Genomic DNA, 25,334 nt, shown 5'->3' on the forward strand with positions numbered 1-25,334 from the left:
CGCCCCGCCGGGCCCCCCCCCGCCGCCGAGTACCCACGGGGGTAACCCGTGCCGCAGCGGGATATGGGGCGGGGGCCGGGGGCGGGCCCCGGCCGGGCCCCGGGCCGGGCGGGCCCCGGCCCCGGCGGCCGGTACCGGCCTGCACAAAAGGGCGCCGGGCGCGCGAAACCCGCAACGCGCTCCCACCGGCACCCAGCTCCCGGCCGGGGACGGCACAGGACCACCGCCCACCGCCCGCCGCCCACAGGCCGCGGACCGCGGGCCATCAACCGGGAACGGGGACACCCGCCCGGGCCGCCCCGGCGGGCCGGGCCGGCCGGTGTCCGCGCCGGCGGCCTGCACCGGCCCGCGCGGCAGGAGCAGAGCCCGCCAGGCACCCGAACGGCGGCCGGGAGCCGCACCCGACCGCCGCCGGCCGCCGCCCGGCCCGCCGGCGGACCGGGCGGCGGCCGGACAGCCCACCGGCCGAGCAGCGCACGAACCGAGCCGACGAAGAAGGAGGGAACCAGGTGATCCTGGTGACAGGGGCATCGGGAACGGTGGGACGCGAGGTCGTACGCCGCCTCCCGCCCCAACACACGGTAAGGGTGATGACCCGACGACCCGACACCTACCGCCACACACGCCCCGGCACGCAGGTGGTGGGCGGCGACTTCACCGACGAGGACTCACTCGCCCGCGCCGTCCGCGGCGTGACCGCGGCCTTCCTGGTGACCAGCCCCCTCACCACCGGATGGGACGAACGCTTCCTGCACGCCGCCCACCGCGCCAGAGTCGAACACGTGGTGAAACTCTCCGCCGCCGCCGTCCTGGACCCCGGCGCCGACGACACCATCACCCGCCGCCAACGCACCTGCGAATACCTCCTGCGCACCTCAGGACTGGCCTGGACCCTGCTCCGCCCCCGCGCCTACATGTCCAACACCCTCACCTGGGCCCACACCATCCGCACCCAACACACCGTCCACGCCCTCCACCACACCTCCCCCGTCGCCTGCATCGACCCCCGCGACATCGCCGACGTCGCCGCCCACACCCTCACCCAACCCCAACACACCGGACACGCCTACCAACTCACCGGCCCCACCCCCCTCACCCCCCTCCAACAAACCACCACCCTCGCCCACCTCCTCGGCCACCCCCTCCACTGCCACGAACAAGGCGAACACAACGCCCGCACCACCTGGCGCACCACCTACCCCGAACCCATCGTCCAAGCCCTCCTCCACCGCGCCCGCCGCCAACAAGCCGGCACCAAAACACACACCCACACCACCACCATCACCCACACCACCGGCCACCCCGCCCGCACCTACACCACCTGGGCCACCGACCACCTCACCCACTTCACCTAAACCAACACACCCCAAACACACAGACACCAACCCACGCCGCCGCCAGGCACCTGACCGCCACGCCGTACACGCACCGCCCACCCAGCACAGGCCCCAAGACCCCCACCCCGGGCCTACACACAGGCCGGACCACACCCCTGACCAAGACGTACCGGCGCCCAGGACACGCCGGAACAGCACGCAGCGAACCGCCGGTACACGAGACATGCGGGAACACACCGGCACACGGACCGCCCCGGTACTCAAAACGGGCCCGGCCCCACCAACACACCACACACCCGTCGCCCGCAGGAACCGACGCCGCCCGCATCGGACGGCACCGGCCTACGGACCACACCGGCACGAAACACACCCCTGGCCGTAGTGGTGGCTCTTACCGACGTCCAGGCCAAGAAGGACGGCACGGTAGCCCGGCGCGCGCCCCCAGGCCGCCCCGTACCCGCGCTGATCACGGCCCGCACCCGCCACCGCCCCGCGGAACCAATGGATAAGCTGGCAGGGCACCCGAAGGAGGACACCATGACGACTGCCTGGGACGTGCTGCCGCCCTGGATGCTGCCGCCCCGGCCGAGCGGGTGGGAAGCCGATGACCTCGACAACGCACCCGACCTCCCCCGCCACACCGAGCTGATCGACGGAGCGCTGATCTTCATGATGTCCCCGCAGCGGTCCTGGCACGCCCGCGTCGTCACCCGACTGACGACTGCACTGGACAACCAGGCCGCCGAGGGATTCGTGATCGACCGGGAAATGACGGTCAAGCTCAACGAGAAGAACCGCCCCGAGCCTGACGTCCTTGCCGTCACAGTCCCCTACGACCCGGACCGTACGCGCTACCTCCCCACTCAGGTCGCCCTCACCATCGAAGTCGTCTCAGACGAGTCCGCCCACCGGGACCGATCCCTGAAACCCCTCAAGTACGCGCAGGCGGGTATCCCGCACTACTGGCGCGTCGAGGAGGAAAACGGCCTCCCCGTCATTCACACATACGAACTGGACGACACCACACACGCATACGTCGCCACCGGCATCTACCGCGACCGCATCAAAACCGCGGTCCCCTTCGACATCCACATCGACCTACCCCGCCTCGTCCGGTAATCACCAACACCACAGGCAAGATCATTAAGCAGGCGGAACAGCTACACCACAGTGGGCGCCTGGCCAATATGGTACCTATTAGGTACCATCCGGGTATGCCGTCCTTGAACATCACTTTCACCGAAGACGAGATGGCGGAGGTCCGCGCCGCCGCGGCCGCCGCCGGCCAGTCTCTCAAGCAGTACGTTCACGACCTCCCGCTGCGGGAACGCCAGCGCAAGCAGTTTGTGCGCGTAGCTGTCGAGTGGGGCGAGCAGCACCGCGCCGAGTTCGACGACGCTTTCCCCGACGAGGTCCCCCCGGCCGGTCACCACCAGGGAGCTGCAGCCGCCTGATGGTGCTCCACATCGACGTGTCCTGGCTGCTCGACGTCCAGGAACAGGCAGTGCCCGAGGATGTCAGCGTCGCGGACTACTCGGCCCTGGTCGCCGCGGTCGCCCGGCACAAGACCCGCATCCCCCGGCCCGACATCCCGCAGCCCGACGCCTCCTGGCGGGCCGCCTCGCTCCTGCACACCATCGTGCGGCTCGAGCCCCTGCCGTACCGGAACTCGCTGTACGCCTGCCAGGTCGCCGTCGCCTACATGAACGCCTCCGACGAGGGGATCGACCCGCCCTACGGGGCGCTGGTCGAACTCGTCCGGGACATTCGGGCCCGCAAAGCCACCGTCTTCCAGGCGACGGAGCGGATCCGTACCTGGCGCATCTGAGAACGGCGCGCCGGCGCACTCACAGCCGCACCGACAAGGGCGGCGCGGTCCGCGGGCGGATGAGATGAAGCCCTGGCCGGTCACCGGGACTGGTCCGCCAGGAATCACGGACGGCTTCCTGCGGCGTGAACCGGCAGCCGCCGTCGCTGCTTTCGGCCCCCAGCGCTCACAGAAGGCCTGGGAAGCGCGGCGGCGGAGACGGCCGGGGGCGCCGAGCACCGGTGCGGCGCCCCCAGTCGGCCGGCGGACGATCACTCGCCATGCCGGCCGGGAGCGTCAGTGCGCGGACCGCGGGGCTGCCGCGGGGTCCGTAGGCCCCGGCCGCCGGCCGGGAGCGGGGTGCGGCGGCGCTGGCGGTGGTGCCAGCAGGCGCGCCACCACGCCCATGCCTGCCGCATGATCACGGACCTCCTCGCGTACGCAACGGTGGCCAGCCACTGCACGAGGCTGGTGGAGGCCCCGGCAAGGGACTCTCCGGTCACCGGCAGTCCCGGCCACCGCCATGTCGCCTTGTGGACCCGGAACCGTGCGCCGATCCTCAACAATGCTGTCAGTTGAATCCGCAAAGAATTGCGTCGAGAATTTAAATTGATTCAGAGAATGTGGGCACAGGTCAAGCTGAAGGGTCTCCAAAAAATTTACGCTGCCCGTGCTGCAATTGCTTTTGATCTGCAGATTGCGGTGTGACCCGCCGCGTCCGGGCGCATGCCGAGGCTCCAGCTCCTCGCCAGCACGTCACAACGGGGGCTGCGCGCCCATCCTGACCGGGCCGTCATCGTATTACAGGGCGCGGGCGTTCGCGCAGAGGACCGCGACGGTGCGGGACCCCGTTGCACCGCGCCCCGCACCGAGACCGATGGCCTCGCTGCCTCAGTCCGTGCCCCTTTGCGGTCCTCTCGGAGCAAAGACCTGACCAAAGCGGACGACTGTCCGGTTCGGGTGTCAGGATGGTCATACGTGAGAAACACCCAACGGCTCAACATCAGTCGGAACGAGTGACCGGCCTCACACGGACCGAGCCCTCACAGGCCGACGATGCGCCGGCCATCAGCCCAGACCGTCCGCACCCACCTGTACGGCCGACTCGTCCAGGAGAGAGTCCGTGACCGGCTGGAGTGCGCCGTCCAGTCCGAGAACCGGGGTGGCCTCCTTATACCAGGACTCGATGACCGCGTTGCCCCAGAAGTCCCGGCGGCGGTCGTCATGAACGTTCCAGCGATGCGTCTCGTGGTCGGGGTCGCCGGTGTAGTAGTCGGAGGTGTAGATCTCCACGCGGTGGCCGTCGGGATCGCGCAGATACAGGTAGAAGGCGTTGGAGACGCCGTGCCGACCGGGGCCGCGTTCGATGTGGTGCTCCTTGCGCAGCGAGCCGAACAGGTCGGCCGCGCGCAGGACTTGGTGGGACTCGTGGGTGGCGACGCCGAGGTGGTGCAGACGGGGCCCGGCGCCGCCGGTGAAGGCGACGTCGTGGACGGTCTGTTTGCGGTACATCCAGGCCGCGTACAGCTCGTGCTCGTCGCCCTCGATGGTCTCCGAGCAGCCGAAACCGAGGGACTGTTGGTGGGCGTAGGCGGCGGGGATGTCCGGGGTGCAGACGTTGAAGTGGTCCAGGCGGGCCACCTCGGCGCGGTGGCGCATGTCGTAGCGCTGAATGAGGCGCTCGGCACGCTCGATGTCGTAGAAGAACTCGGCAGGGAAGCCCAGCGGGTCGATGACGCGGACGGCGTCGCCGACACCGGGCGGCCCTCGCCCTTCAGTACACGCTTGACGGGGCGGCCGAGGTGGCGGAAGAACTCCTCCGCCCGGTCGACATCCTCGGGGGTGCGCACCCGGTAGGCGATGTGGTCGAGCGCGGGCTGCTCACCGTTCCTCAGCACCAGGGAGTGGTGGGTGAGTTCGTCGCTGCCACGCAGGCACAGGGTCTCCACGTCCTCGTACTGGACGTGGAAGCCCAGCATGTCCACCCAGAACCAGCGGGAGGCGGCCAGGTCGGTGACGACGAGCTGGGCGTACGCGGAACGGATCACGTCGGGTGCGGTGAGGACGGTCACTGCGCGGCTCCGAAGCGGGGGGTGCGGACGTCACCGAGCGCGACGTGGACGATCTTGCAGTCGGAGTAGAAGTCGATGCTGTGCGCGCCGCCTTCCCGGCCAACCCCAGAGGCCTTGACGCCGCCGAACGGGGTGCGCAGGTCGCGGATGTTGTGGGAGTTGATCCACACCATGCCGGACTCGACGGCGTGCGTGATGCGGTGGCCGCGCTTGAGGTTCGAGGTCCAGATGTAGGCGGCGAGCCCGAACTGGGTGGCGTTGGCCAGTTCGATCGCCTCCTCCTCGGTGTCGAACGGGGCGACGGCGACTACGGGGCCGAAGATCTCTTCCTGGAAGATGCGGGCGTCGCGCTCGACCTTGGCGAACACCGTCGGCTGGAGGTAGTTGCCCTCGGCGAGGTGGTCGGGGCGGGTGCCGCCGACGACCAGCTGCGCCTCCTTCTTGCCGATCTCGACGTAGCTCATGACGCGTTCGTAGTGCTCGGGGTGGACGAGGGCGCCCACTTCGGTGGCCGGGTCGGAGGGCAGGCCCACGCGGACGTTCGCAGCCCGGGCTGCCAGGCAGATCGTGAACTCCTCGTACACCGGCCGTTCGACAAGCACCCGTGAACCGGCAGTGCACCGCTCGCCGTTGAGGGAGAACACCCCGAAGACGACCGAGTCCAGGGCGGCTTCGAGATCGGCGTCGGCGAAGACGATCGCGGGGGACTTGCCGCCCAGCTCCATCGACGTGGCCTTCAGCTCCTGGGCGGAGGAGCGGATGATGTGGCGACCGGTGTCGGTGGAGCCGGTGAAGGAGATCAGCGGGACGTCCGGGTGATCGACCAGGGCCTGGCCGGCTTCCTCGCCGATGCCGTGCACGATGTTCGCCGCACCGGCCGGCAGCCCTGCCTCGGCGAGGATCTCCGGCCACAGCGAAGCCGACAGCGGCGTCCACTCGGCGGGCTTGAGCACCAGCGTGCATCCGGCGACCAGGGCCGGCGCGAGCTTCCAGCTCTCCAGCATGAACGGGGTGTTCCACGGAGTGATCAGGCCGGCCACGCCCACGGGGGTGCGGACCACGTAGCTGATCTGCTCGGCGCCCTGGCGGAATGCCTCCTCGCCGAGGCCGACGATCACGTCGGCGAAGAAGCGGAAGTTCTCGGCGGCGCGGCGGGCCTGGCCGCGGGCCTGGCTGATGGGCAGACCGGAGTCGAAGGACTCGAACTCGGCAAGCCGGTCGTGGCGCGCCTCGATGACGTCGGCGATCTTGTTCAGGACCTGGGCGCGGCGGCGGTTGCCGTACTGCGACCAGACCGCGAACGCGCTCTTCGCGGCGGCGACCGCGCGGGCCACGTCGTCGGCGCCGCCGCGGGCGGCCTGGGCGTAGGGCTGGTTGGAGACCGGGTCGAGAACATCGAAGGTGCGTCCGTCAGCACTGGGCACGGTGTCGCCCGCTATCCAGTGCTGGATGGCGTCGGGCAGGCCGTCGGGGCGGTGCGGGGCGGTCATGGTGGGGTGTCTCTCCTGGTCCCGGTGCGCGCGGGCGGGTCAGGGGTGCTCGGTGCGCTGCTGGGTGAGGTCTCCGCCCTGCCGCAGAAACTCGCGGATGCGGGGCAGGGCGGCGTCGGTGGGGGTGATCAGCGGCGGACGCACGTACGCCGAGGCGATCAGGCCCTGCTGCTGGAGCACCCACTTCGCGGGCGCTGGGTTGGTCTCGACGAAGAGCAGGTCGACCAGCGGGTGGAGCCGGTAGTGCAGATCGCGCGCGGTCTCGAAGTCACCCGCCTCCCAGGCCTCATACATGCGCGCCACGGCCTGCGGGGCGATGTTGGCGACGGCGCTGACGAAGCCGGCTCCGCCGAGCGCGAGCAGCGGCAGGCAGAGCAGTTCGATGCCGGACCAGACGAGCAGGGAGCGGCCGCATTCGTGCAGGACGCGGGAGAAGTGCTCGAAGTCCTTCGTGGTCTCCTTCACGCCGACGAAGTTGTCGAAGTCGCGGAAGAGCCGGCCGACGGTCTCCGGGGCGATGTCGACCGCGGTGCACGAGGGCACGTTGTAGGCGACGACGGGCAGGTCCGGGAACTCCCGACACACCGTGGCGTACCAGGAGTACAGGGCCTCCTGGGTCGGGCGGGCGTAGTACGGGGTGATGACGAGCGCACGTCGGCTCCGGCATCCTGGGCGGCGGCCGTGATCTCCAGGGTCTCGGGGAGCTTGTGGGAGCCGGTGCCGGGCAGAAAGGGGACCCGGTCACCGATCTCGTCGGCGACCGCGCGGATCGCCGCGATGCGCTCGGCGGTGGTCTGGGCGCTGGGCTCGCCGGTGGACCCGCCGAGCGAGATGCCGTGCGAGCCCGCGTCGAGCTGGAAGCGGATCAGGCCGCGCAGGCTGTCGAGGTCGACGTCGCCGCCGTCCGTGAAGGGGGTGACCACGGGGGCGATGGATCTCCGGATCGTCGAGGGGTCGCTGCGGAACTTCATGCGGGTTCTCCACGTCCCCGTGCACCACCGCGTGTCGCCCTGGACCGGCGCCTCGAGCCGGGTCCAGGTGGACTTTTCGACCAGAAGCTCCAGGCGCCCCTCGCTGCCGTTGAAGCAGACGCGGCATCCCTGTCACGGGGAGTACTCCGTGAGGTGGTGGGTGAGCGTGACCCCGGACGTGTAGCGCACGAGAACGGCCATGTCGTCCTCGATCGTCACGCCCGGCCCGAAGACGTTCTGGTCACGCCGGTAGCCGTCCGCGGCCGCCGCGTCCAGGTACAGGGCAGTGAGCAGCGGCGAGGCCGCCAGGCGTACGGCGAAGGGCGCGTCCTGCACGGCGCCGCCGCCAGCTCTCCTCGCCGTAGAAGAGCCCGCCTTCAGGCAGGCGGGGTGCCATCGGGATGGTCGTGGACCCAGGACGGACCGCCAGGTCCGGGTGTGTCATTCCTGTAGGAGTGGGGTCGGTCGAGAGGGTGTCTTGTTCGCGCTTCTTCTGGTTCCCGTCTGCTGTTGGGCAGGCAGGAGTGCGCGGACGGGCTGAATGGCCGTGAGGCCGTGTGGGGTTGCGGATGCCCGGCACAACCCCACCCAGGAGAGCTTGTGCGCCACCCACGCCCCGGCCCTGGAGCGCCCTCGTCAGGCCGACCTCACCTCCGGTCTTCTCCGCGACGTTCCACAGTCTCCCGACTCCATTCGCGCGGACACGCGACCGTCATCGCACCGTCATTCGCAACACCCCAGAGGTATGGCTGCGCGAGCATCCGGGCGTCGAGGTCGTCTGCCGCGACGGCTCGGCCACGTATCGACGCGGAGCAGGTTCGCAGGATCTACCGGCCCAAGGGGCGGGCTCGGCCGACCAGCCTGGTCTCGATGTTGCGCAAGGTCGAGATCGTGGCGTCGATGTCGTCGGAATCGGTCACGGCCTCCTCGAGAAGGCGGCTCCACACCTCACGCAGTCGTCGCAGGTTCTCCTGGGCCTTCTCGGTCGGATACAGGCGCACCCGCCGCGCATCGTGCTGATCGGTGTCACGTCGGACCAGACCCGCCTGCTCAAGGCCCCTCACCGCTCGGCTGAAGTTGCTCGAGATCATCTGGGTGGCCTCGGCAGCCGCGCCGGCCGTCGTGCCCGGGTGGCGATCGATATAGCGCATCACCGCTCCCTGGAGGGGCGTGCCCGACTCGACCTCACCCTCCTTCGACGCGCCGATGTGGCGGCCCACCGCCAAGATCCGGTCGGCGAGCTCGAACAGCCTCGAGGTCTGTTCCGCGTCCATGCGTCATGGCCTCCGTCGCCGCTCCTTGATTACTGTCAGTTGACAGCTACTTTAGTCCGTGCGCTAGCTTTACTGTCAACTGACAAGTATCGCTGGAACGAAGCCGGCGGACGCACCACCCGCCCGATCAAAGGACGCAGGCCATGACCCTCATCGCCATCGAAGAACACTGGGTCACCCCAGACCTCACGTCCGCTCTCAAAGCCCTGCCGCGGCCCGACGAGAGCCTCGCCTTCAACGAGATGGGCGACCATCTGCACCGCCTGGAGGACCTGGGCAAGGATCGGATCGCCGTGATGGACGCCCAGGGCATCGACATCTCGGTCCTCGCCCTGACCCCGCCCGGAACCCAACCGCTCTCCCCCGAGCATGCCCGGAACCTGAGCCGCGCCGCGAACGACACGGCCATCGCAGCCGTCGCCAAGAACCCGACGAGGTTCCGGGCGCTCTCGACCCTGCCCATGTCCTCCCCGGAGCACATAGTCGACGAACTCGTACGCGCGAAAGACATGGGCCACGTCGGCACAATGGTGTACGGCCGCTGCCGCGACCGCTTCCTCGACGACCCGGCCTACGACGAGCTCTTCGCCGCCGCGGCGGAACTCGGCCAGCCGGTCTTCATCCACCCACAGATCCCCTCGGACGCGGTGCGCGACGCCTCCTACCGAGGCCTAGGCGAGCTCACCGACCTCGCCCTGGCCACCTTCGGATGGGGCTGGCACCTCGACACCGCGACAGCGGCACTCCGGCTCATCCTGCGCGGCACCTTCGACCGCCACCCCGCCCTGCAGATCGTGCTCGGCCACTGGGGTGAGATGCTGCTGTTCTGGCTCGACCGGGCCGACAGCCTCTCCCGCCTCGCCAGCCTGCAACGACCCGTTTCAGACTACGTCCGGACCAACTTCCACATCACCGCATCTGGCATGTTCAACCCCGCGCTGCTCCACCACGCACTGTCCGTCACCACCATCGACCGGCTGATCTTCTCCACCGACTACCCGTTCCAACACCCGACCCAGGACGAGATCAACACTTTCCTCGGACACTTCACGTCCGACGAAGACCGAGAGAAGTTCTCCTCCGCCAACGCAGAGGCGCTCTTTGGCCTAGCACTCTGATCAGGGCATGACAGTCAGCGAATCTGTCCATCTGCGCCAGAGGGGCGGGTCTGCGGGATACAACAACCACCGACACCCGAGGCGATCAGGGGACAGGCGACCTTGTCCAGCATCATGCAGCCCACGGTGCCATGTCACGTTCCGGCCGAAGCCGAGGAGGACATCCTGCTCGGTGTTGACACCCACAAGGATGTCCACGCCGCGGACGTCATCACCACGCCCGGTGTCGCTCCGGACGGCCGCGGCTTCCCGGAGACCGCCGAGGGATATCGTCAACTCCCGTCCTGGACACGCTTGTTCAGCATGCTACGGCGGAGCCGGGGCGAGTACACCAGACCCTATTGCGCAGCCCTGACGCGGCACTGCGGGCCGAGGACATCGAGGGGCAACCAGCCCGACAAGGCCGCCCGACAGCGCCACGGCAAGACCGACGCCATTGATGCCGAATCCGCCGCCCGCGCCGTGTTGTCCGGTCCCACCACCGCCGCAGCGAAGACGAGCGACGGCCCGATGGAGATGCTGCGGCTGTTCAAGCTGGCGAAGAGCAACCCGCAACTGTTCCAACAGTGCGCTCGGCTCGTTCAGTAGGAAGTCTCCGGGCCAGCAGACGCCGCGCGGCACACCTTGAGGCTGCCGGCCCGCCGCATCCAGCACCTGACCGAGGAGATCAACGACCTCAACAAGCGGGTGGCAGAAGTGTTCCACCTGCACAAGTTCATCAACCAGGGCCGCGCGGAAGCCGACCGCAGCCACGTCTCCCCGCGCAGGCTCGCCCGGATGATCCTCACCAGGCCCGGCAACCTCAAGGCCGAACATCACGATCTTCTGGTACGGCTCACCGCCAGCTGCCCCGAGATGACCCAACTGGCCGCCGTTGTCGGGAGCTTCGCCAAGCTCCCGACGCCTTGCGCAGGAAATGCCGACGGGCTCTCGCGTTGGATCGTGGAGGCTCGCTCAGCCGATCTGCCTCAACTGCACGCCCTCGCCCGGGGCCTGGGCCGAGACCGCGACGCCATGAACGCCGCACTCACACTTCCGTACAGCAACGGCACCACCGTAGGTGTCCACACCAAGACCAAGCGGATCGCGCGCCAGATGCACACCCGAGCACGGTTCCCGCTCCTCCGCCACTCAAGCCTCCTCGGATGACGGCACACTCCGTCACCATCGAATGCGAGAGGGCGGTATGCGAGTTGCCTCATGTCCGACTCTGCTACGGGTTTGGCGTGCAGATCAGGGTTGATAAGGAGTACCGGTTGCATGGCGAGGACGAACAATTCGACTGGGATTCGGCCTGGCGTGCGTGTTGCCGCGGCCCGGCGCCCTGGCCTGGGACCGAGCAAGCGGGCCATCCCGGGCCGGGCTCGGCGACATACTGCGGTCATGACTGGAGAGGATTCGACACGGCTGGCGAGAGCCCTCATCGAGTTCCGTGAGGCCGAAGGCATCTCGGAACGTGAACTCGCGCGCCGCACCTGGCTGAGTGAGGCGACCATCAGGACCTTCGAACGCGGCCGTGGGGACCTGCCCACCCCGACCGTTGCCCGAAGCTTCGAGGAACTCCTCGGCTGGCCTCCGGGCAGCATCAAGACCGCGCCGTCCGAGGCGATGGGCCCTGAGGCATCGGCCGACTCGGCCGTGGACCTCGAGTAGGCGTGCTGGTCAGAGCTGAACTCCGGGCGATTGCGGTCGTGGCCTGGTGAACAGTCCCGGCTCGGTTTCGGCCAGGATTCCGCGGTCGGTCAGCCGCTTGAGCTTCAGGCGGGCCCGCCGCCTGGCTGGTCGTGGCCGAGAGCAACTACCCGCTCTGGACTCCGGTCCCTGGCCGCGGCTTCGCCCGTTCCTGGACGAAGTGTGGTTCTGCGAACTGGACGAGGAGGAACGGGTTCGCCGGCGCGTCCGGCGCCACGAGGAGTTCGGCAAGGACCACGACGCCGCCCTCGCCTGGGTCCTGGGCACCGACCAGCGCACGCGGACCTGGTCGCCGCCACCCGCGACCGGGCCGACCTCGTCGTGCCTCCCGCCGCGCCGGACATCCCGGTCCGGCTTTCGACGAGCAAGGGACCAGCGCGGTCGACGGCGCCAGTTGGTCGACGCTTCTCAGCTGTCTGCCACGCACACGGGACACAGTTCGTCGCATCGCCCGATGAGACACATGACGAGTCCGTCGCCTGTGTGGCTCTCGCCGTATCGGACGCGCGCCGCACGGGTGCGGACGTGGCCCGCCGTGGGGCGCCGGACGGCCGGACCAGTCGGCCGCCTCCCGCATCGCTCCGCCCTGCGGCGGACTCATGGACACCGTCCGTCCGCCAGGCCTCCTGCCCGGCTCACGGACGGACGGGACGACGGCGCTTGCGGACCGGCACGGAGCGAACAACGCCGGGGAGAGGGCGGCGCCCTGCCGCGGCGGAGCGGACCGGGGAGAGTCGGGGCACACAGCCGTCTGGTCACAAGCCCGGCCGCTGAGCCCAGGCGCACCCTTCGGGGCCGCTTCGCCCGGCCACCGGTCAGGTGCCCTGCCCCGCCCCTCCGGCGGGAACCCCCGATGGCCGACCGCGCTCGCCCCCTCCGGCGGAGTACGAAGCGCTCTCCGGCCGGGGGCGAGACCCGGACGGGCACATCCGAGTTCTTCGGTCCCCGGTCCGGCTGCGCCACACGGCGGAACGCGGCTCAACGGCCGGTGGTTCGAGCGTGCGGGCCACTCGGCGCCGCGCTCGTCACGAGGCGGTGAGGCGCCATTGCTGAGCGGCGGCGCCCGTGTAGGTCCGCTGCTCGATGTTGGCCCCGTCGGCGGTGGACGAGTCGGCGACCGCCAGCGCGAGCCCGCTGAGCCGGTTGGTGAGGTAGTGGTAACCGTCGCCCGTCGGCGTCACGGCCCAGTGCTGCTGCGGCACACTCGCGTCGGACCACAACCCGACGTTGCCGCCGTCCACCCGTGAGAGCCCGGCCACCTCCATCAGCTTGCCGCTGCCGACACCCTTGATTTTGTAGTAGCCGTCCCCGGTCGAGACGAAGGTCCACTTCTGGTTCGACTGGCCCAGCCAGGGCCACTGCAGGATGTCGGTGCCGTTGGCGGTTCCGCCACCGCTCACGTCGGCCGCCTCGCCACTGTTGCGGTTCACCAACCGGTAGACGGTCGAGTCACCCGGCAGCACCTTGCCGACCAGCACAGGCTTCGCCGTCCGGCCCCCGATCCGTACACCGCCGATGTTCGCGTAGCCCCCGGTTCCCGCGCTCACCGCGATCCGCACGAATCCCACGTCCCGCGCGGTCCACTCCACGGTCTTCGTCACCCGGTCCCCCGTCCAGGTCCCGGCCGCGACCTGGGCGAAGGACGTCCCGTCCGTACTCGTGGAAATCGTGTACGCGGTGATGTCGCCGTCCGTCGAGTTCGTCCGGCTCCACTGCTTGGGCAGGTACTCGAGGGTGGAGACGTTGCTCCAGACCCCGCCCAGATCGATGGTGATGGAGTGCGGCAGTGTCAGGCTCCAGGTCGACCAGCAGGTCTCGAAACCCTTGTCGCTCAGCCCGTCGATCGCGTTCATCGGGCCCTCGCCCGTGTGGAATCCGGTCGCGTACGCGCTGACCGGGGTCACCGGATGCTCGGCACGCGGCATCTGCGTGGGCAGCGGTGCCCGTGTGGTGTCCGGGCTCCACGCAGCGCCGACCTCGGCCAGCCGGTTCACGATGTTCGTGTCCAGCATGCCGGCCCTGCTGGGCGGGCAGTTGAGGATGAACGACGTGTACTTTGGCTCCAGATCCGCCAGATGGGACAGGATGGACGCCTTGCTCATCGGGTCCGTGGTGGGCGTGGAGGGGTGCCAGAACCAGCCGTTGCTGATCGTCTGCCCCTGGAGCGAGGCGAACGTGTTACCGGTCGGCGAGGTCACCCCCAGCGGCTCCTCGAAGTAGATCGCGTCACCGAGGAACGGCACCGAGAGCCCGCCGTGGTCGATCATGACGATGTCCGGCTGCAGCGACTTCACGTGCTCCCGGATCCGCTGGTAGGAGACCGCCTGCTGGCCCATCTGCCAGGCGTAGCCGTCCGTGACGAACATGTCGATCGTGCCGTAGTTCGTCAGCAGTTCGGTGATCTGGTTCAGGATGTACGTCAGGTCACCGGGAACGATCTCCTGGTCCGCTGCCACGCCATGCCTGGTGTCGTAGGCCTGGACGTCGTAACTGCGGTCCCAGATCGAGAAGTACAGCCCCACCCTCAGACCCGCCGCGCGGAACGCGTCGACGTACTGGGCGACGATGTCGTGAGGGTAGGAGCTGTTGGCCACGTTGTAGTCGTTGTCCGCCGTAGGCCACAGGCAGAACCCGTCGTGGTGCTTGGTCGTCAGCACCCCGTAGCTCATCTTCGCCGCCGCGGCCGCCGCCGCCCACTGCGCGCAGTCCACGGCGGTGGGCGCGAAGAGCGCCGGGTCCTGGTCGGGAGTGGCCCACTCCTCGTTGGTGAACGTACCCATGTTGAAGTGGTTGAACATACCGAACCGCATCTCGACCAGAGCGGCGAGATTGGTCTGCGCATCGGCGGCGGACGCTTCCGACACCAGGCCGGAGAAGGCCGGAACCACCGGCAGAGCGCTCGCCGCGGCGGCCGCGCCGGCGGCCCCGAGCAAAGTGCGGCGGGACAGTCTTCCTGACGACATGCTCACTCCCTGTTCCGTGTGGTGCCGGCGCCGTGCGCCCTCTCCACGGGTTCTGGATCCCCGGCGGGGCCGGCAGGAGGCAACCTTGCGCCGTTGTCGCCGGGAGCGGGTCCCAGGAACCGACAACGCACCGCTGATGCGGAACGCATGGGTGTCGGGCGCCGGATGTTACGCACGAAGTTCGAGCATGTAACCCGTCCATGTCAACGGCTGTGCAGGGATGAAAAGCCTTCATCCCTGGAGAACTTGAGAGCAATTTCCTCATATTTCCGGCATACGAACTACCAGACATGGAATGTCTGGCGCCGATCCACCCAGACCGCGAGGGATCCCACCAGGCACTGGTCGCCTTCCGGGCCAAGGAACCCAACTATCACAAAAGGACAGCATTAATGGGATGGATCTCCACCCGAGCAGAGGTTACGCAAGGGTCTCCGCTACCCGCCCAACTGCAACTTCACGGGATCCGACGCACAGAGCTAGACAGCACACTGTCGAGCGGCCTATACATACATCCCATCTCTCCATGCGGCGCCGCATCCGTCGCCCATGTGACCGATGACCCGTCGTCCCCCGGTTCGGCACGAGGAAGAATCCAATGAGACTCAGAACCGCCCTCTGCTCCGCCGGCTCCGCCCTGTGTGTGCTGACGCTCCTCAGCGCCTGCGGCGGCTCCGGCACGGCTGCAACGTCCAGCGACAAGCCACTGGTAGGCGTCGACTACCCGCGTTCCGACACCGACTTCTGGAACTCCTACATCAAGTACACGCCCGAATACGGCAAGCGGCTCGGTCTCTCGCTCAAGACCACCAACTCGCAGAACGACGTCGCCAAGTTGACCGCCAACGTGCAGACGTTCATCAGCCAGGGCGTCAAGGGCATCGCCATGGCCCCGCAGGACACGGCGGCCATCGCCCCGGCCCTGGAGCAGCTGGCCGCGAAGAAGATCCCGGTCGTCACGGTCGACACGCGCCCGGACACCGGCAAGGTCTTCATGGTGGTGCGCGCAGACAACCGCGCCTACGGCGAGAAGGCGTGCCAGTACCTCGGCACCGAGCTGGCCGGCAAGGGCAAGGTCGTCATGCTGGAGGGCGGCCTGGACTCGATCAACGGCCGTGACCGCACCGAGGCGTTCAACGCGTGCATGAAGAAGAACTTCCCGGACATCACGGTGTTCGGCGAGGCCACCAACTGGGACGGCGCCGTCGCCGCGCAGAAGCTCCAGACGGACCTTACAGCCCACCCGGACATCAAGGGCGTCTACATGGAGTCCAGCTTCGCACTGGCCGGCACTCTCCAGATGCTCAAGCAGAAGGGCCTCCTCGTCGGCCCGAAGGACAAGAAGCACGTGTTCGTCGTCTCCAACGACGGCATCCCCGAGGAGCTGAAGTCCATCGCCGAGGGCAAGATCGACGCCACCGTCTCACAGCCGGCCGACCTCTACGCCAAGTACGCCCTCTACTACCTGAAGGCCGCCATCGAGGGCAAGACGTTCAAACCCGGCAAGACCGACCACGACAGCACCGTCATCCAGGTCCGCGACGGCCTGTTGGAGGACCAGCTCTCCGCCCCGCTGGTCACCGCCGACGGCGCCACCTACGGCGGTGTGCCCAGCGTGACGAGCGACGACAAGTCCCTGTGGGGCAACAACCTCGGCTGACGCCACGACCGGAAACCCGACGACGTACCAGAACAAGGCGGTTGAAATGAGTGACGGGGAGCAAGCGACACGCCCCGCGTCCGCCCCGGCGGACGACGGGCGGAACCCGGAGGGTCCGCCCGTCGTCGAGGCGACGGGCATCGTCAAACGATTCGGTTCCACGGTGGCCCTGAACGGCGCCGGGATCACCATCAGGCCGGGCGAGACCCACGCGCTCGTCGGCCGCAACGGCGCCGGCAAGTCGACCCTGGTGTCGGTCCTCACCGGTCTGCAGGCCGCGGACGAGGGCACGGTGACCTTCGACGGCCGCCCCGCGCCGCGGCTCGCGGACCGCGACGGCTGGAGGCGGCGCGTGGCCTGCGTCTACCAGAAGTCGACGGTCATACCGACCCTCACTGTGGCCGAGAACCTCTTCCTGAACCGCCATGACCGCGGCCCCGGCCGGCTCATCAGCTGGCAGAGCGTGCGCAGCCGGGCCCGGGAACTGCTGTCGGCCTGGTCCGTGGATGTCGATCCACAGACCATGGCCGGCGAACTCAACGTGGAGAAGCGGCAGTTCGTCGAGATAGCCCGCGCCCTGTCGTTCGGCGCACGGTTCATCGTCCTCGACGAACCGACCGCCCAACTCGACGGCGCGGCCATCAGCCGCCTCTTCGAGAGGATCCGCGACCTCCAACGACAGGGCGTGACCTTCCTGTTCATCAGCCACCATCTCCAGGAGGTCTACGAGATCTGCGACATGGTGACGGTCTTCCGTGATGCCCGGCACATCGTCACCGCCCCGGTCGCCGAACTGCCACGCGCCGAACTGGTCGCCGCCATGACCGGCGAGGCCGACTCGGCCGAGTACCGCGAACGGCCGAGTTCCCTCGACCCCACCGCGCCGACCGCGCTGGAGGTCAGCGCGCTCTCCGGCGACGGCGCCTACCGGGACGTCTCCTTCCGGATCGGCGCCGGCGAGATCGTCGGCCTGGCCGGGGCCGCCGGCAGCGGGCGGACCGAGGTCGCCGAGACCGTCGTCGGCCTACGCGCCGCGGACAGCGGGGACGTACTGATCGCCGGCCGCAGGCCAGGACCGGGCAGCGTGCCCGGCGCGCTGGCGGCGGGGGCCGGGTTCGTCCCCGAGGACCGCCATCACCAGGGCTTCGTACCGGACATGTCGATCGCCGACAACGCCACGCTGTCGGTGCCCCGACGGCTGGGCGCACACGGCTTCATCAGCGCCGGCCGCCGGGACCGGCTCGCCGGGGACATGATCGAGAACCTGGAGATCAAGACGCCCGGTCCCGACCTCCCGGTCTCCGCGTTGTCCGGAGGCAACCAGCAGAAGGTCGTCATGGCACGCGCGTTGGCCGACGACCCGCGGCTGCTGGTGCTGATCAGCCCGACCGCGGGGGTCGACGTGCGCTCCAAGGAGTTCCTGCTCGCCAAGGTCGAGGAGACGGCGGCAGCCGGCACCGGAGTGCTCATCGCCTCCGACGAACTCGACGACCTGCGCATGTGCGACCGGATCCTGGTGATGTTCCAGGGCCGGGTGACCCATGAGACAGCCCGCGGCTGGCACGACCACGACCTCGTGGCCGCGATGGAAGGAGTGGACATCAATGCCTGAGACCGTCCTCGCGGACAAGCCCGCCCCGAACGCCGCGCAAACACTTCGAGGGCGGCCCGGACTGCTCGGCGGCAGGATCCCGCTGGCGCGGCTGCGCGACCTGGCCCTGGTCCCGGCGATCGTGGTCATCGCGATCGTCGGACAGATCGTCAACCCGGTGTTCCTGCAGGCCGACAATCTCGTCAACGTCCTGCAGACGATGTCCGAGATGGCTCTGCTGGTCCTCGCCCAGACGATGATCCTGATCGTCAAGAAGATGGACCTGTCGCTGGAGTCCACGATGGGCCTCGCGCCCGGTGTCGCGGCCTGGCTGGTCGTTCCGGCCGGGGCGGGACACGGGCTGGGCCTCCTGCCCGGGGCCTGGGCGATTCCTGTCACGCTCGCGGTGGGCGCCCTCGTCGGGGTCGTCAACTCCGTCCTGATCATCCGCTTCGGGCTCAACGGGTTCATCGTCACCCTCGGCATGCTGATCGTGCTGCGCGGCGTGCTCACCGGCATCTCCGGCGGCCAGACCTTCTTCCGGCTGCCGCAGTCGATGCTCTACCTGGGCACCGCCGAATGGCTCGGGATGCCCGCCTCCATCTGGATCTGCCTGGCGCTGTTCGCCGTCGCCGTCGTCGTCCTGGGCTGGACCAGCTTCGGCCGCTCGCTGTACGCCATCGGCGGCAACGTGGACGCCGCGAAGGCGGCCGGCATCCGCACCGACCGCGTGCTGTGGATCGTCCTGGTCACCGGCAGCGTGCTCGCGGCACTGGCCGGACTGCTGCTGTCCGGACGGCTCGCCTCGGTCGCCTCCGCACAGGGCAACGGCTACATCTTCACCGTCTTCGCCGCCGCCGTCATCGGCGGGATCAGCCTCAACGGCGGCAGGGGAACCGTCTTCGGCGCCTTCAGCGGCGTCCTGCTGCTCTTCATGATCCAGAACGTGCTGACCCTTGCGGGCGTGCCCGCCCAGTGGATCGGCGCCCTCAACGGCCTGATCATCCTCGTCGCGCTGACCATCTCCCGCATCACGGGCGGCAAGGTCCAGGAATGAGCCCCACGGCACCCCTCTCGGTCCGGTCGCGCCCGCCACCGGACACCCCGTTCCGCCAGGACCTGCACCGTCCGTACCGGCCCACCCGCAGCCGTCGTCATCGCCCCGTCGCAGCGGGCTTCTTCCCCGCCCGCCTCCACAGGAGTTGCCGTCATGTCCTCCTCTGTTCCCTCACCCGCCCGCATCACCGCCCTGGACGTCCTGGACGTGCGGTTCCCCACATCCGAGCATCTGGACGGGTCGGACGCGATGAACCCCGAGCCCGACTACTCGGCCGCCTACGTGATCCTGCGCACCGACGCCGGTGACGGCCTGGAGGGCCATGCCCTCGCGTTCACCACCGGCCGCGGCAACGACGCCCAGGCCGCCGCCATCGCGACCCTCGCCCCGCATGTGGTCGGGCTGTCCGTGGCGGAGGTCTGCGCCGACCTCGGCGCCTTCGCCCGGGCCCTGGTCCACGACCCGCAACTGCGGTGGCTCGGACCGGAGAAGGGCGCCATCCACATGGCGACCGGCGCCGTCGTCAACGCCGCCTGGGACCTGGCTGCCAAGCGTGCCGGCAAGCCCGTGTGGCGTCTCCTCGCCGAGATGACCCCCGAGGATCTGGTCGCCCAGGTCGACTTCCGCTGGCTGAGCGACGCCCTCACCCCCGAGGACGCCCTGGAGATCCTGCGGCGGGCAGAACCGGGCCGCGAGGAGCGCACCGCCCGGCTGCTGGAGCGCGGTTACCCCGCCTACACGACCAGCCCCGGCTGGCTCGGCTACTCGGACGAGAAGCTGACCCGCCTGGCCGCAGAGGCCGTCGCCGACGGCTTCACCCAGATCAAGCTGAAGGTCGGCGCGTCCTTGGAGGACGACATACGCCGTATGCGCACCGCTCGTGCGGCTGTCGGCGACGACATCCGTATCGCCGTCGACGCCAACCAGCGCTGGGACGTCCAGCCGGCCATCGACTGGATGCGCGCCCTGGCCCCCTACGACCCGTACTGGATCGAGGAGCCCACCTCCCCGGACGACATCCTCGGCCACGCGGCCGTCCGCAAGGCCGTCAGCCCCATCAAGGTCGCCACCGGAGAACACGTGGCCAACCGCGTCGTCTTCAAGCAGCTCCTGCAGGCGGGCGCGGTCGACATCGTGCAGATCGACTCCGCGCGGGTCGGCGGGGTCAACGAGAACATCGCGATCCTCCTGCTGGCCGCGAAGTTCGGGATCCCGGTCTGTCCGCACGCCGGCGGCGTCGGCCTGTGCGAGATGGTCCAGCACCTGTCGATGTTCGACTACGTCGCCGTCTCCGGCACCCTGGAGGACCGGGTCATCGAGTACGTCGACCACCTGCACGAGCACTTCGTCGACCCGGTCCGCACAGCCGACGGACGCTACCTCGCCCCCACCCTGCCCGGCCTGAGCGCCCAGATGCACCAGGCGTCCCTGAAGGAGTACGCCTATCCCGACGGACCCGCCTGGACCGCACGTGTCTGACGCTCCGGCACTGGTCGACGCCCACCATCACGTGTGGGATCTCACCCGCCGTCCCCAGCCGTGGCTGGACGTCCCGGCCCACACACCGATCAACCGGTCCTTCGGGCTCGGGGACCTGCGCGATGCCGCGCGTCGGCCGATCGCCGGCCGCCGTCTGACGGCCACCGTGGCCGTGCAGTGTGTGGCGTCCGTGGACGAGACCCGCGAACTCCTCGCCCTGGCCGACGCCGACCCCCTGGTCGGGGCGGTCGTCGGCTGGGCCGACCTGAGCTCACCGGCCATCGGGGACGTCCTGGACGAACTGCGTCAGGGACCGGGGGGCAGGTACCTGCGGGCCCTGCGCCACCTGGTCCAGGACGAGACGGACCCGGACTGGCTGCAACGCCCCGACGTGGACAGGGGGCTGCGCACACTCCAGGAACGGGGACTCGCGTACGACGTTCTCATCCGCACCCACCAGTTCCGGCAGGCGATCCGTCTCGCCCAACATCTTCCCGGCCTCCCCCTGGTCCTGGACCACGCGGGCAAACCGCCCGTCGGCCGCCCCGGGCTGGCGGAATGGGAGCGGATGGTGCGGACCCTCGCCGGACATGCTCAGGTCCGCTGCAAACTCTCGGGCCTGATCACCGAGGCCGACCAGGGGAAGTGGACCCTCGCCGACATCCGTCCGGTGTGGGACGTGCTGCTCACCGCCTTCGGGCCGGAGCGGCTGATGTTCGGCTCGGACTGGCCGGTCTGCGTCCTGGCGGGTGGCTGGAGCCGGTGGGCGGTCACCGTCGACGAGCTGCTGCACGGCTGCTCGCCGAGCGACACCGAAGCCGTCCTCAACGCCACCGCGGCGGACTTCTACGACCTGCGGCACACCAAGACGAAGGAGGCGCCGCTCCCGTGCTCCTGACCGATCTCCTGCACCCCGGCATCCTCGCGTCCCTGGCCGGCGCCGGCCACGGCGCCCGAGTCCTGCTCGCCGACGGCCACTTCCCCGCCAGTACAGCCGTCGGAGAGCGGGCGAGGACCGTCCATCTCAACCTCGCCCCCGGCCTCCTCGACGTCGGCACCGTGCTGGACGTCCTCCTGGGCGCCTTCCCCGTCGAGTCGGCCACGTGATGGTGGCTCCCGAGGGCGAGCCGGAACCCCCCGCGATCGCCGGGTACCGCTCCCGGCTGACGCCCGTCCCGGTGCAGCCCCTCGGCCGCTTCGAGTTCTACGACGCCGCCCGCTCCCCCGACCTGGCGCTGGCGGTCGTCACCGCCGACGTCCGTACCTACGCCAACCTGCTGCTGACCATCGGCGTCCGCGCTGAAGGGACACTGACCCCGCGATGACACTCGCCGTCCGCTACACAGCCCCCCGCACCCTGGACACCGCACCAGCCGAGAACGCGCCCCCCGGTCCCGGCGAGGTGGAAATCGCCCCCGCCTACGTCGGCATCTGCGGCACCGACCTGCACATCTTCCACGGCGACATGGACGCCCGGGTCAGCAGGCCCGCCGTGCTCGGGCACGAGATGTCCGGCCGGATCGTCCGCGTGGGACCGGACGTCACCGGCTGGCGACCCGCAGACGCCGTCACCGTGATGCCCTTGCGCTGGGACGACACCTGCCCGGCTTGCCGTGCCGGTCACCAGCACATCTGCCAGCACCTCGACTTCATCGGCATCGACTCCCCCGGAGCGCTCCAGCAGCGCTGGACCGTGCCCGCCTCGACGCTCGTGCGCCTGCCGGAGACCCTTCCCCTGGACCGGGCGGCGCTCGTCGAGCCCACGGCGGTCGCCGTCCACGACGTCGGCCGCGCCCGGGTCCGCGCGGGCGAGCGGGTCGCCGTGGTCGGCGGCGGCCCGGTCGGCATCCTCATCGCGCTCGTCGCACGGAACGCCGGAGCCGACGTCCGGGTGGTGGAGCTGAGCGCACACCGCCGCCTGCTGGCACGGGAACTGGGGTTGGACGTCTGGGACCCGGCGTCCGACGACGTGCCCGAACGGGTCCGGGAGTGGACCGACGGCGCGGGCGCCGACGTGGCTTTCGAGGTGTCCGGCGCCGCGGCCGGTGTGGAGACGGCCGTGGAGGTGCTCGGGGTGCGGGGCCGACTGTGCCTGGTCGCCATCCACCCCCGCCCGCGCGAGGTGAACCTGCACCGCTTCTTCTGGCGCGAACTCACCCTGGTCGGCGCCCGGTTGTACGACCGCTCCGACTTCGAGTCCGCCGTCTGCCTCGTCGCCGATCCGTCCTTGCGAGCCGAACGGCTGATCAGCAAGGTTGTACCGCTCGCCGAGGCGCCCTCCGCGTTCGAGGCCCTGGAGTCCGGCGGAGACGTGATGAAGATCCTCGTGGACTGCGCCGACAACACCCCTGGAGCCACCGCATGAGCGCCGCGAACCCCTTCGACCTGACGGGCCGGCTGGCCGCGGTCACCGGAGCACGGCGCGGGATCGGCCGGGCCATGGCCCGCGCGCTGGCCGAGGCGGGCGCTGACGTCATCGGGGTCAGCGCGAACCTGGAGGAGTCCGGCAGCGACATCGAGAAGGATGTCGCCGCGGCCGGACGAACCTTCGAGGCCATCCGCGCGGACTTCGCCGACCCCGGTGCCGTCCGCGCTCTCGGCGAGGACCTCGCCGGGCGGGAGCGGCCGGTGGACATCCTGGTCAACAACGCGGGCACGATCCGTCGCGCGCCGGCCGCCGGGCACCCGGACGCCGACTGGGAACTGGTCCTCCAGGTGAACCTTTCCGCCCAGTTCAAACTGACCCGGGCGGTCGGCGCCGCGATGGTGGCCCGCGGGCGCGGAAAGATCATCTTCACCGCGTCGCTGCTCAGCTTCCAGGGCGGCATCACAGTACCCGGCTACACCGCGGCCAAGCACGGCATCTCGGGTCTGACCAAGGCCCTGGCCAATGAGTGGGCCCCGCACGGCGTGAACGTCAACGCCCTCGCGCCCGGCTACATCGCCACCGACAACACCGAGGCCTTGCGCGCGGACCCGACCCGTAACGCGGCGATCCTGGACCGCATCCCCGCGGGCCGCTGGGGCGAGGCCGACGACCTCGCGGGCGCCACCGTGTTCCTCGCCTCGGACGCCGCCGCGTACGTACACGGCACCGTCCTGCCCGTCGACGGCGGATGGCTGGGCCGGTGACCGGGGTCCTGGACTCCGTTGTGTCCGGCACCCGGATCGTGCCGGTGCTCACCGTGCCCCGCCCCGAGACGGCCGCTCCGGCGGCCGACGCCCTCGCGGCGGGCGGGGCCCGGTGTGCCGAGGTCACCTTCCGCACGCCGGACGCCGAGCGGGTGCTCAAGGTGATGGCCGCACACGGCGGGCCGGCCGTCGGCGCGGGCACCGTGCTCACCGTGGAGCAGGCCGAGCGGGCCGTGGCGGCCGGGGCCCGGTTCGTCGTGTCCCCGGGTTTCGACGGAGAAGCCGTCCGCACATGTGCCCGGGCGGGTGTACCCGTCGTCCCCGGCGTCGGCACGGCCACCGAACTCATGCGGGCCCTGCGCGCCGGCCTGGACACGGTCAAGCTGTTCCGCGCCGAACCGCTCGGCGGCGCCGCCCTGCTGCGGGCGCCGGCCGCACCGTTTCCTCAGGCCCGGTTCGTGCCCACGGGCGGTATCGCCCCGCGCACCGCGCCGGGCCACCTGGCCATCCCCGCAGTGCTCGCCGTCGGCGGCAGCTGGATGTCGACCGCCGGCCACCTGGACCGCGGCGACTACGACGGAACCCGGCGGCTCACCGCGCGCGCGGTGGAGAGGAGCACCGGATGACCGCGCACGGCCCGGAGGTCATCGCCCTGGGCGAGGTCATGCTGCGCTTCGACCCCGGCGAGGGCCGGATCCGCACCGCTCGCTCCTTCCAGGTGTGGGAGGGCGGCGGTGAGTACAACGTCGTACGCGGACTGCGCCGCTGCTTCGGCCTGCGCACCGCGGTCGTCACGGCTCTCGTCGACAACGCGGTGGGACGGCTCGTCGAGGACCTGGTCCTGCAGGGCGGCGTGGACACCACGCTGATCCGCTGGACGCCCGACGACGGTATCGGACGCGCCGCCCGAAACGGGCTGAACTTCGTCGAACGCGGATTCGGGATCCGCGGCGCGCTCGGCGCAAGTGACCGCGCGCACACGGCTGTCTCCCGGCTGCGGCCGGGCGACATCGATTGGGACGCGGTCTTCGCCGGTGGTGTGCGCTGGTTCCACACCGGGGGCATCTTCGCCGGTCTGTCCGACACCACCGTGGAAGTGGCCGAGGAGGCGATGGCGGCGGCGCACCGGCACGGTGTCACCGTCTCCTACGACCCCAACTACCGTCCCAGCCTGTGGGCCGGGCGGGGCGGAGCCGACAGGGCCCGTGCGACCGACCTGCGCCTCGCCCGGCACGCCGACGTCGTGGTGGGGGCCCTCGGCCTCGTGGGCAAACGCCCGGGAGAAGACCGTGTGAGCGCCGCCGGACTGCCCGACGCCCTCGCGGAGGTGGCCTGCCTGCTCCCCGCCGCGAAGGTCCTGGCGACGACCCTGCGCGAGGTGCCCTCGGCCGGCCTCAACGACTGGTCCTCGGCCGCCTGGTCGCCCGGGACCGGATTCGTCACCGGCTCCGACATGTCCGGCCTCCATGTCCTGGACCGCATCGGCTCCGGCGACGGCTTCGCCGCGGGACTGATCTACGGTCTGCTGACCGGCACGAGCCTGCAACGCGCCCTCGCCTACGGCACCGCACACGGCGCCCTGACCATGACCACACCCGGCGACGTGTCCATGGCCTCACTCCCCGAAGTCGAAGCACTGATGGCTGGTGGTTCGGCCCATGTCACACGCTGAGGCAGCCCACCGGTCCCCG

At 69.9% G+C, this 25,334-nt stretch carries 23 protein-coding genes and 4 pseudogenes; 20 read left to right on the top strand and 7 right to left on the bottom strand.

Annotated elements, in window-relative coordinates:
• The first annotated feature begins 518 nt into the window (after positions 1-518).
• The 4 genes from ACIRPX_RS41870 to ACIRPX_RS41885 all read left to right on the top strand — a co-directional run bounded on the left by ACIRPX_RS41870 (position 519) and on the right by ACIRPX_RS41885 (position 3,165).
• Positions 519-1,355, top strand: a complete 837-nt coding sequence (locus ACIRPX_RS41870; protein ID WP_404205391.1) for an NAD(P)H-binding protein — start codon at positions 519-521, stop codon at positions 1,353-1,355.
• A gap of 519 nt (positions 1,356-1,874) precedes the next feature.
• Positions 1,875-2,456, top strand: coding sequence for a Uma2 family endonuclease (locus ACIRPX_RS41875; RefSeq protein WP_404205354.1), 582 nt, complete (start codon positions 1,875-1,877; stop codon positions 2,454-2,456).
• Between the two features lie 95 nt (positions 2,457-2,551).
• Complete coding sequence (locus ACIRPX_RS41880) at positions 2,552-2,791, top strand: hypothetical protein (RefSeq protein WP_404205355.1); 240 nt, start codon at positions 2,552-2,554, stop codon at positions 2,789-2,791.
• Positions 2,791-3,165: a toxin Doc gene (locus tag ACIRPX_RS41885; RefSeq protein ID WP_404205357.1), complete on the top strand. Its 375-nt coding sequence runs from the start codon at positions 2,791-2,793 to the stop codon at positions 3,163-3,165. Before ACIRPX_RS41880 ends, ACIRPX_RS41885 begins: the two co-directional genes overlap by 1 nt.
• Positions 3,166-4,212: 1,047 nt before the next feature.
• Here ACIRPX_RS41885 and ACIRPX_RS41890 read toward each other — a convergent pair.
• The 6 genes and pseudogenes from ACIRPX_RS41890 to ACIRPX_RS41915 all read right to left on the bottom strand — a co-directional run bounded on the left by ACIRPX_RS41890 (position 4,213) and on the right by ACIRPX_RS41915 (position 8,951).
• A complete protein-coding gene (locus tag ACIRPX_RS41890; protein WP_404205358.1) occupies positions 4,213-4,803 on the bottom strand; it encodes a VOC family protein in 591 nt (196 codons plus the stop codon).
• Between the two features lie 179 nt (positions 4,804-4,982).
• Positions 4,983-5,123 (bottom strand): annotated as a pseudogene (locus ACIRPX_RS41895) (3,4-dihydroxyphenylacetate 2,3-dioxygenase); the annotation flags it as partial.
• Between the two features lie 89 nt (positions 5,124-5,212).
• On the bottom strand, positions 5,213-6,706 hold the full coding sequence (gene hpaE, locus ACIRPX_RS41900; RefSeq protein ID WP_404205359.1) for a 5-carboxymethyl-2-hydroxymuconate semialdehyde dehydrogenase: 1,494 nt from the start codon (positions 6,704-6,706) through the stop codon (positions 5,213-5,215).
• A 39-nt stretch (positions 6,707-6,745) separates the two neighbouring features.
• Positions 6,746-7,677 (bottom strand): annotated as a pseudogene (gene dapA, locus ACIRPX_RS41905) (4-hydroxy-tetrahydrodipicolinate synthase).
• Positions 7,678-7,809: 132 nt separating this feature from the next.
• Positions 7,810-8,013, bottom strand: coding sequence for a hypothetical protein (locus ACIRPX_RS41910; RefSeq protein WP_404205360.1), 204 nt, complete (start codon positions 8,011-8,013; stop codon positions 7,810-7,812).
• A 491-nt stretch (positions 8,014-8,504) separates the two neighbouring features.
• On the bottom strand, positions 8,505-8,951 hold the full coding sequence (locus tag ACIRPX_RS41915) for a MarR family winged helix-turn-helix transcriptional regulator (protein ID WP_404205361.1): 447 nt from the start codon (positions 8,949-8,951) through the stop codon (positions 8,505-8,507).
• A 143-nt stretch (positions 8,952-9,094) separates the two neighbouring features.
• Between ACIRPX_RS41915 and ACIRPX_RS41920 the strand changes: the two genes are divergently transcribed.
• The 5 genes and pseudogenes from ACIRPX_RS41920 to ACIRPX_RS41940 all read left to right on the top strand — a co-directional run.
• Positions 9,095-10,069: an amidohydrolase family protein gene (locus ACIRPX_RS41920; protein WP_404205362.1), complete on the top strand. Its 975-nt coding sequence runs from the start codon at positions 9,095-9,097 to the stop codon at positions 10,067-10,069.
• A 102-nt stretch (positions 10,070-10,171) separates the two neighbouring features.
• A complete protein-coding gene (locus tag ACIRPX_RS41925; RefSeq protein ID WP_404205363.1) occupies positions 10,172-10,657 on the top strand; it encodes a transposase in 486 nt (161 codons plus the stop codon).
• Positions 10,658-10,702: 45 nt separating this feature from the next.
• A pseudogene (locus tag ACIRPX_RS41930) lies at positions 10,703-11,218 on the top strand (transposase); the annotation flags it as partial.
• A gap of 234 nt (positions 11,219-11,452) precedes the next feature.
• Complete coding sequence (locus tag ACIRPX_RS41935; protein ID WP_404205364.1) at positions 11,453-11,722, top strand: multiprotein-bridging factor 1 family protein; 270 nt, start codon at positions 11,453-11,455, stop codon at positions 11,720-11,722.
• Positions 11,723-11,835: 113 nt separating this feature from the next.
• Positions 11,836-12,097 (top strand): annotated as a pseudogene (locus ACIRPX_RS41940) (nucleoside/nucleotide kinase family protein); the annotation flags it as partial.
• Positions 12,098-12,786: 689 nt separating this feature from the next.
• Here the strand turns inward: ACIRPX_RS41940 and ACIRPX_RS41945 are convergent.
• The gene (locus ACIRPX_RS41945) at positions 12,787-14,724 is read right to left on the bottom strand and encodes an alpha-L-fucosidase (protein WP_404205365.1); all 1,938 of its coding nucleotides are present in this window, start codon (positions 14,722-14,724) and stop codon (positions 12,787-12,789) included.
• Between the two features lie 598 nt (positions 14,725-15,322).
• Here ACIRPX_RS41945 and ACIRPX_RS41950 point away from each other — a divergent pair.
• The 11 genes from ACIRPX_RS41950 (at position 15,323) to ACIRPX_RS42000 (ending at position 25,315) form a co-directional block, all read left to right on the top strand.
• The gene (locus ACIRPX_RS41950; RefSeq protein WP_404205366.1) at positions 15,323-16,384 is read left to right on the top strand and encodes a sugar ABC transporter substrate-binding protein; all 1,062 of its coding nucleotides are present in this window, start codon (positions 15,323-15,325) and stop codon (positions 16,382-16,384) included.
• Between the two features lie 46 nt (positions 16,385-16,430).
• Positions 16,431-17,996, top strand: a complete 1,566-nt coding sequence (locus ACIRPX_RS41955; protein WP_404205367.1) for a sugar ABC transporter ATP-binding protein — start codon at positions 16,431-16,433, stop codon at positions 17,994-17,996.
• Entirely contained in the window at positions 17,989-19,032 is a 1,044-nt protein-coding gene (locus ACIRPX_RS41960; protein ID WP_404205368.1) for an ABC transporter permease, read from the top strand. Before ACIRPX_RS41955 ends, ACIRPX_RS41960 begins: the two co-directional genes overlap by 8 nt.
• A 153-nt stretch (positions 19,033-19,185) precedes the next feature.
• On the top strand, positions 19,186-20,511 hold the full coding sequence (locus ACIRPX_RS41965; protein ID WP_404205369.1) for an L-fuconate dehydratase: 1,326 nt from the start codon (positions 19,186-19,188) through the stop codon (positions 20,509-20,511).
• Entirely contained in the window at positions 20,504-21,409 is a 906-nt protein-coding gene (locus ACIRPX_RS41970; RefSeq protein ID WP_404205370.1) for an amidohydrolase family protein, read from the top strand. The genes ACIRPX_RS41965 and ACIRPX_RS41970 overlap by 8 nt, the downstream gene beginning before the upstream one ends.
• Positions 21,400-21,618: an RbsD/FucU domain-containing protein gene (locus tag ACIRPX_RS41975; RefSeq protein ID WP_404205372.1), complete on the top strand. Its 219-nt coding sequence runs from the start codon at positions 21,400-21,402 to the stop codon at positions 21,616-21,618. Before ACIRPX_RS41970 ends, ACIRPX_RS41975 begins: the two co-directional genes overlap by 10 nt.
• The gene (locus ACIRPX_RS41980; RefSeq protein WP_404205393.1) at positions 21,618-21,836 is read left to right on the top strand and encodes an RbsD/FucU domain-containing protein; all 219 of its coding nucleotides are present in this window, start codon (positions 21,618-21,620) and stop codon (positions 21,834-21,836) included. The genes ACIRPX_RS41975 and ACIRPX_RS41980 overlap by 1 nt, the downstream gene beginning before the upstream one ends.
• The gene (locus ACIRPX_RS41985) at positions 21,833-22,876 is read left to right on the top strand and encodes a zinc-binding dehydrogenase (protein ID WP_404205373.1); all 1,044 of its coding nucleotides are present in this window, start codon (positions 21,833-21,835) and stop codon (positions 22,874-22,876) included. Before ACIRPX_RS41980 ends, ACIRPX_RS41985 begins: the two co-directional genes overlap by 4 nt.
• The gene (locus tag ACIRPX_RS41990; protein WP_404205374.1) at positions 22,873-23,643 is read left to right on the top strand and encodes an SDR family oxidoreductase; all 771 of its coding nucleotides are present in this window, start codon (positions 22,873-22,875) and stop codon (positions 23,641-23,643) included. Before ACIRPX_RS41985 ends, ACIRPX_RS41990 begins: the two co-directional genes overlap by 4 nt.
• Positions 23,640-24,269 carry a bifunctional 4-hydroxy-2-oxoglutarate aldolase/2-dehydro-3-deoxy-phosphogluconate aldolase gene (locus tag ACIRPX_RS41995; RefSeq protein WP_404205375.1) on the top strand — a complete coding sequence of 210 codons (630 nt, stop codon included), beginning with the start codon at positions 23,640-23,642 and terminating at the stop codon, positions 24,267-24,269. The genes ACIRPX_RS41990 and ACIRPX_RS41995 overlap by 4 nt, the downstream gene beginning before the upstream one ends.
• Positions 24,266-25,315 (top strand): PfkB family carbohydrate kinase, encoded by a 1,050-nt coding sequence (locus tag ACIRPX_RS42000; protein ID WP_404205376.1) that lies wholly within the window; start codon positions 24,266-24,268, stop codon positions 25,313-25,315. The genes ACIRPX_RS41995 and ACIRPX_RS42000 overlap by 4 nt, the downstream gene beginning before the upstream one ends.
• Positions 25,316-25,334: the final 19 nt, after the last annotated feature.

The organism is Streptomyces sp. NPDC101225 (assembly GCF_044767585.1).
GTDB lineage: Bacteria > Actinomycetota > Actinomycetes > Streptomycetales > Streptomycetaceae > Streptomyces.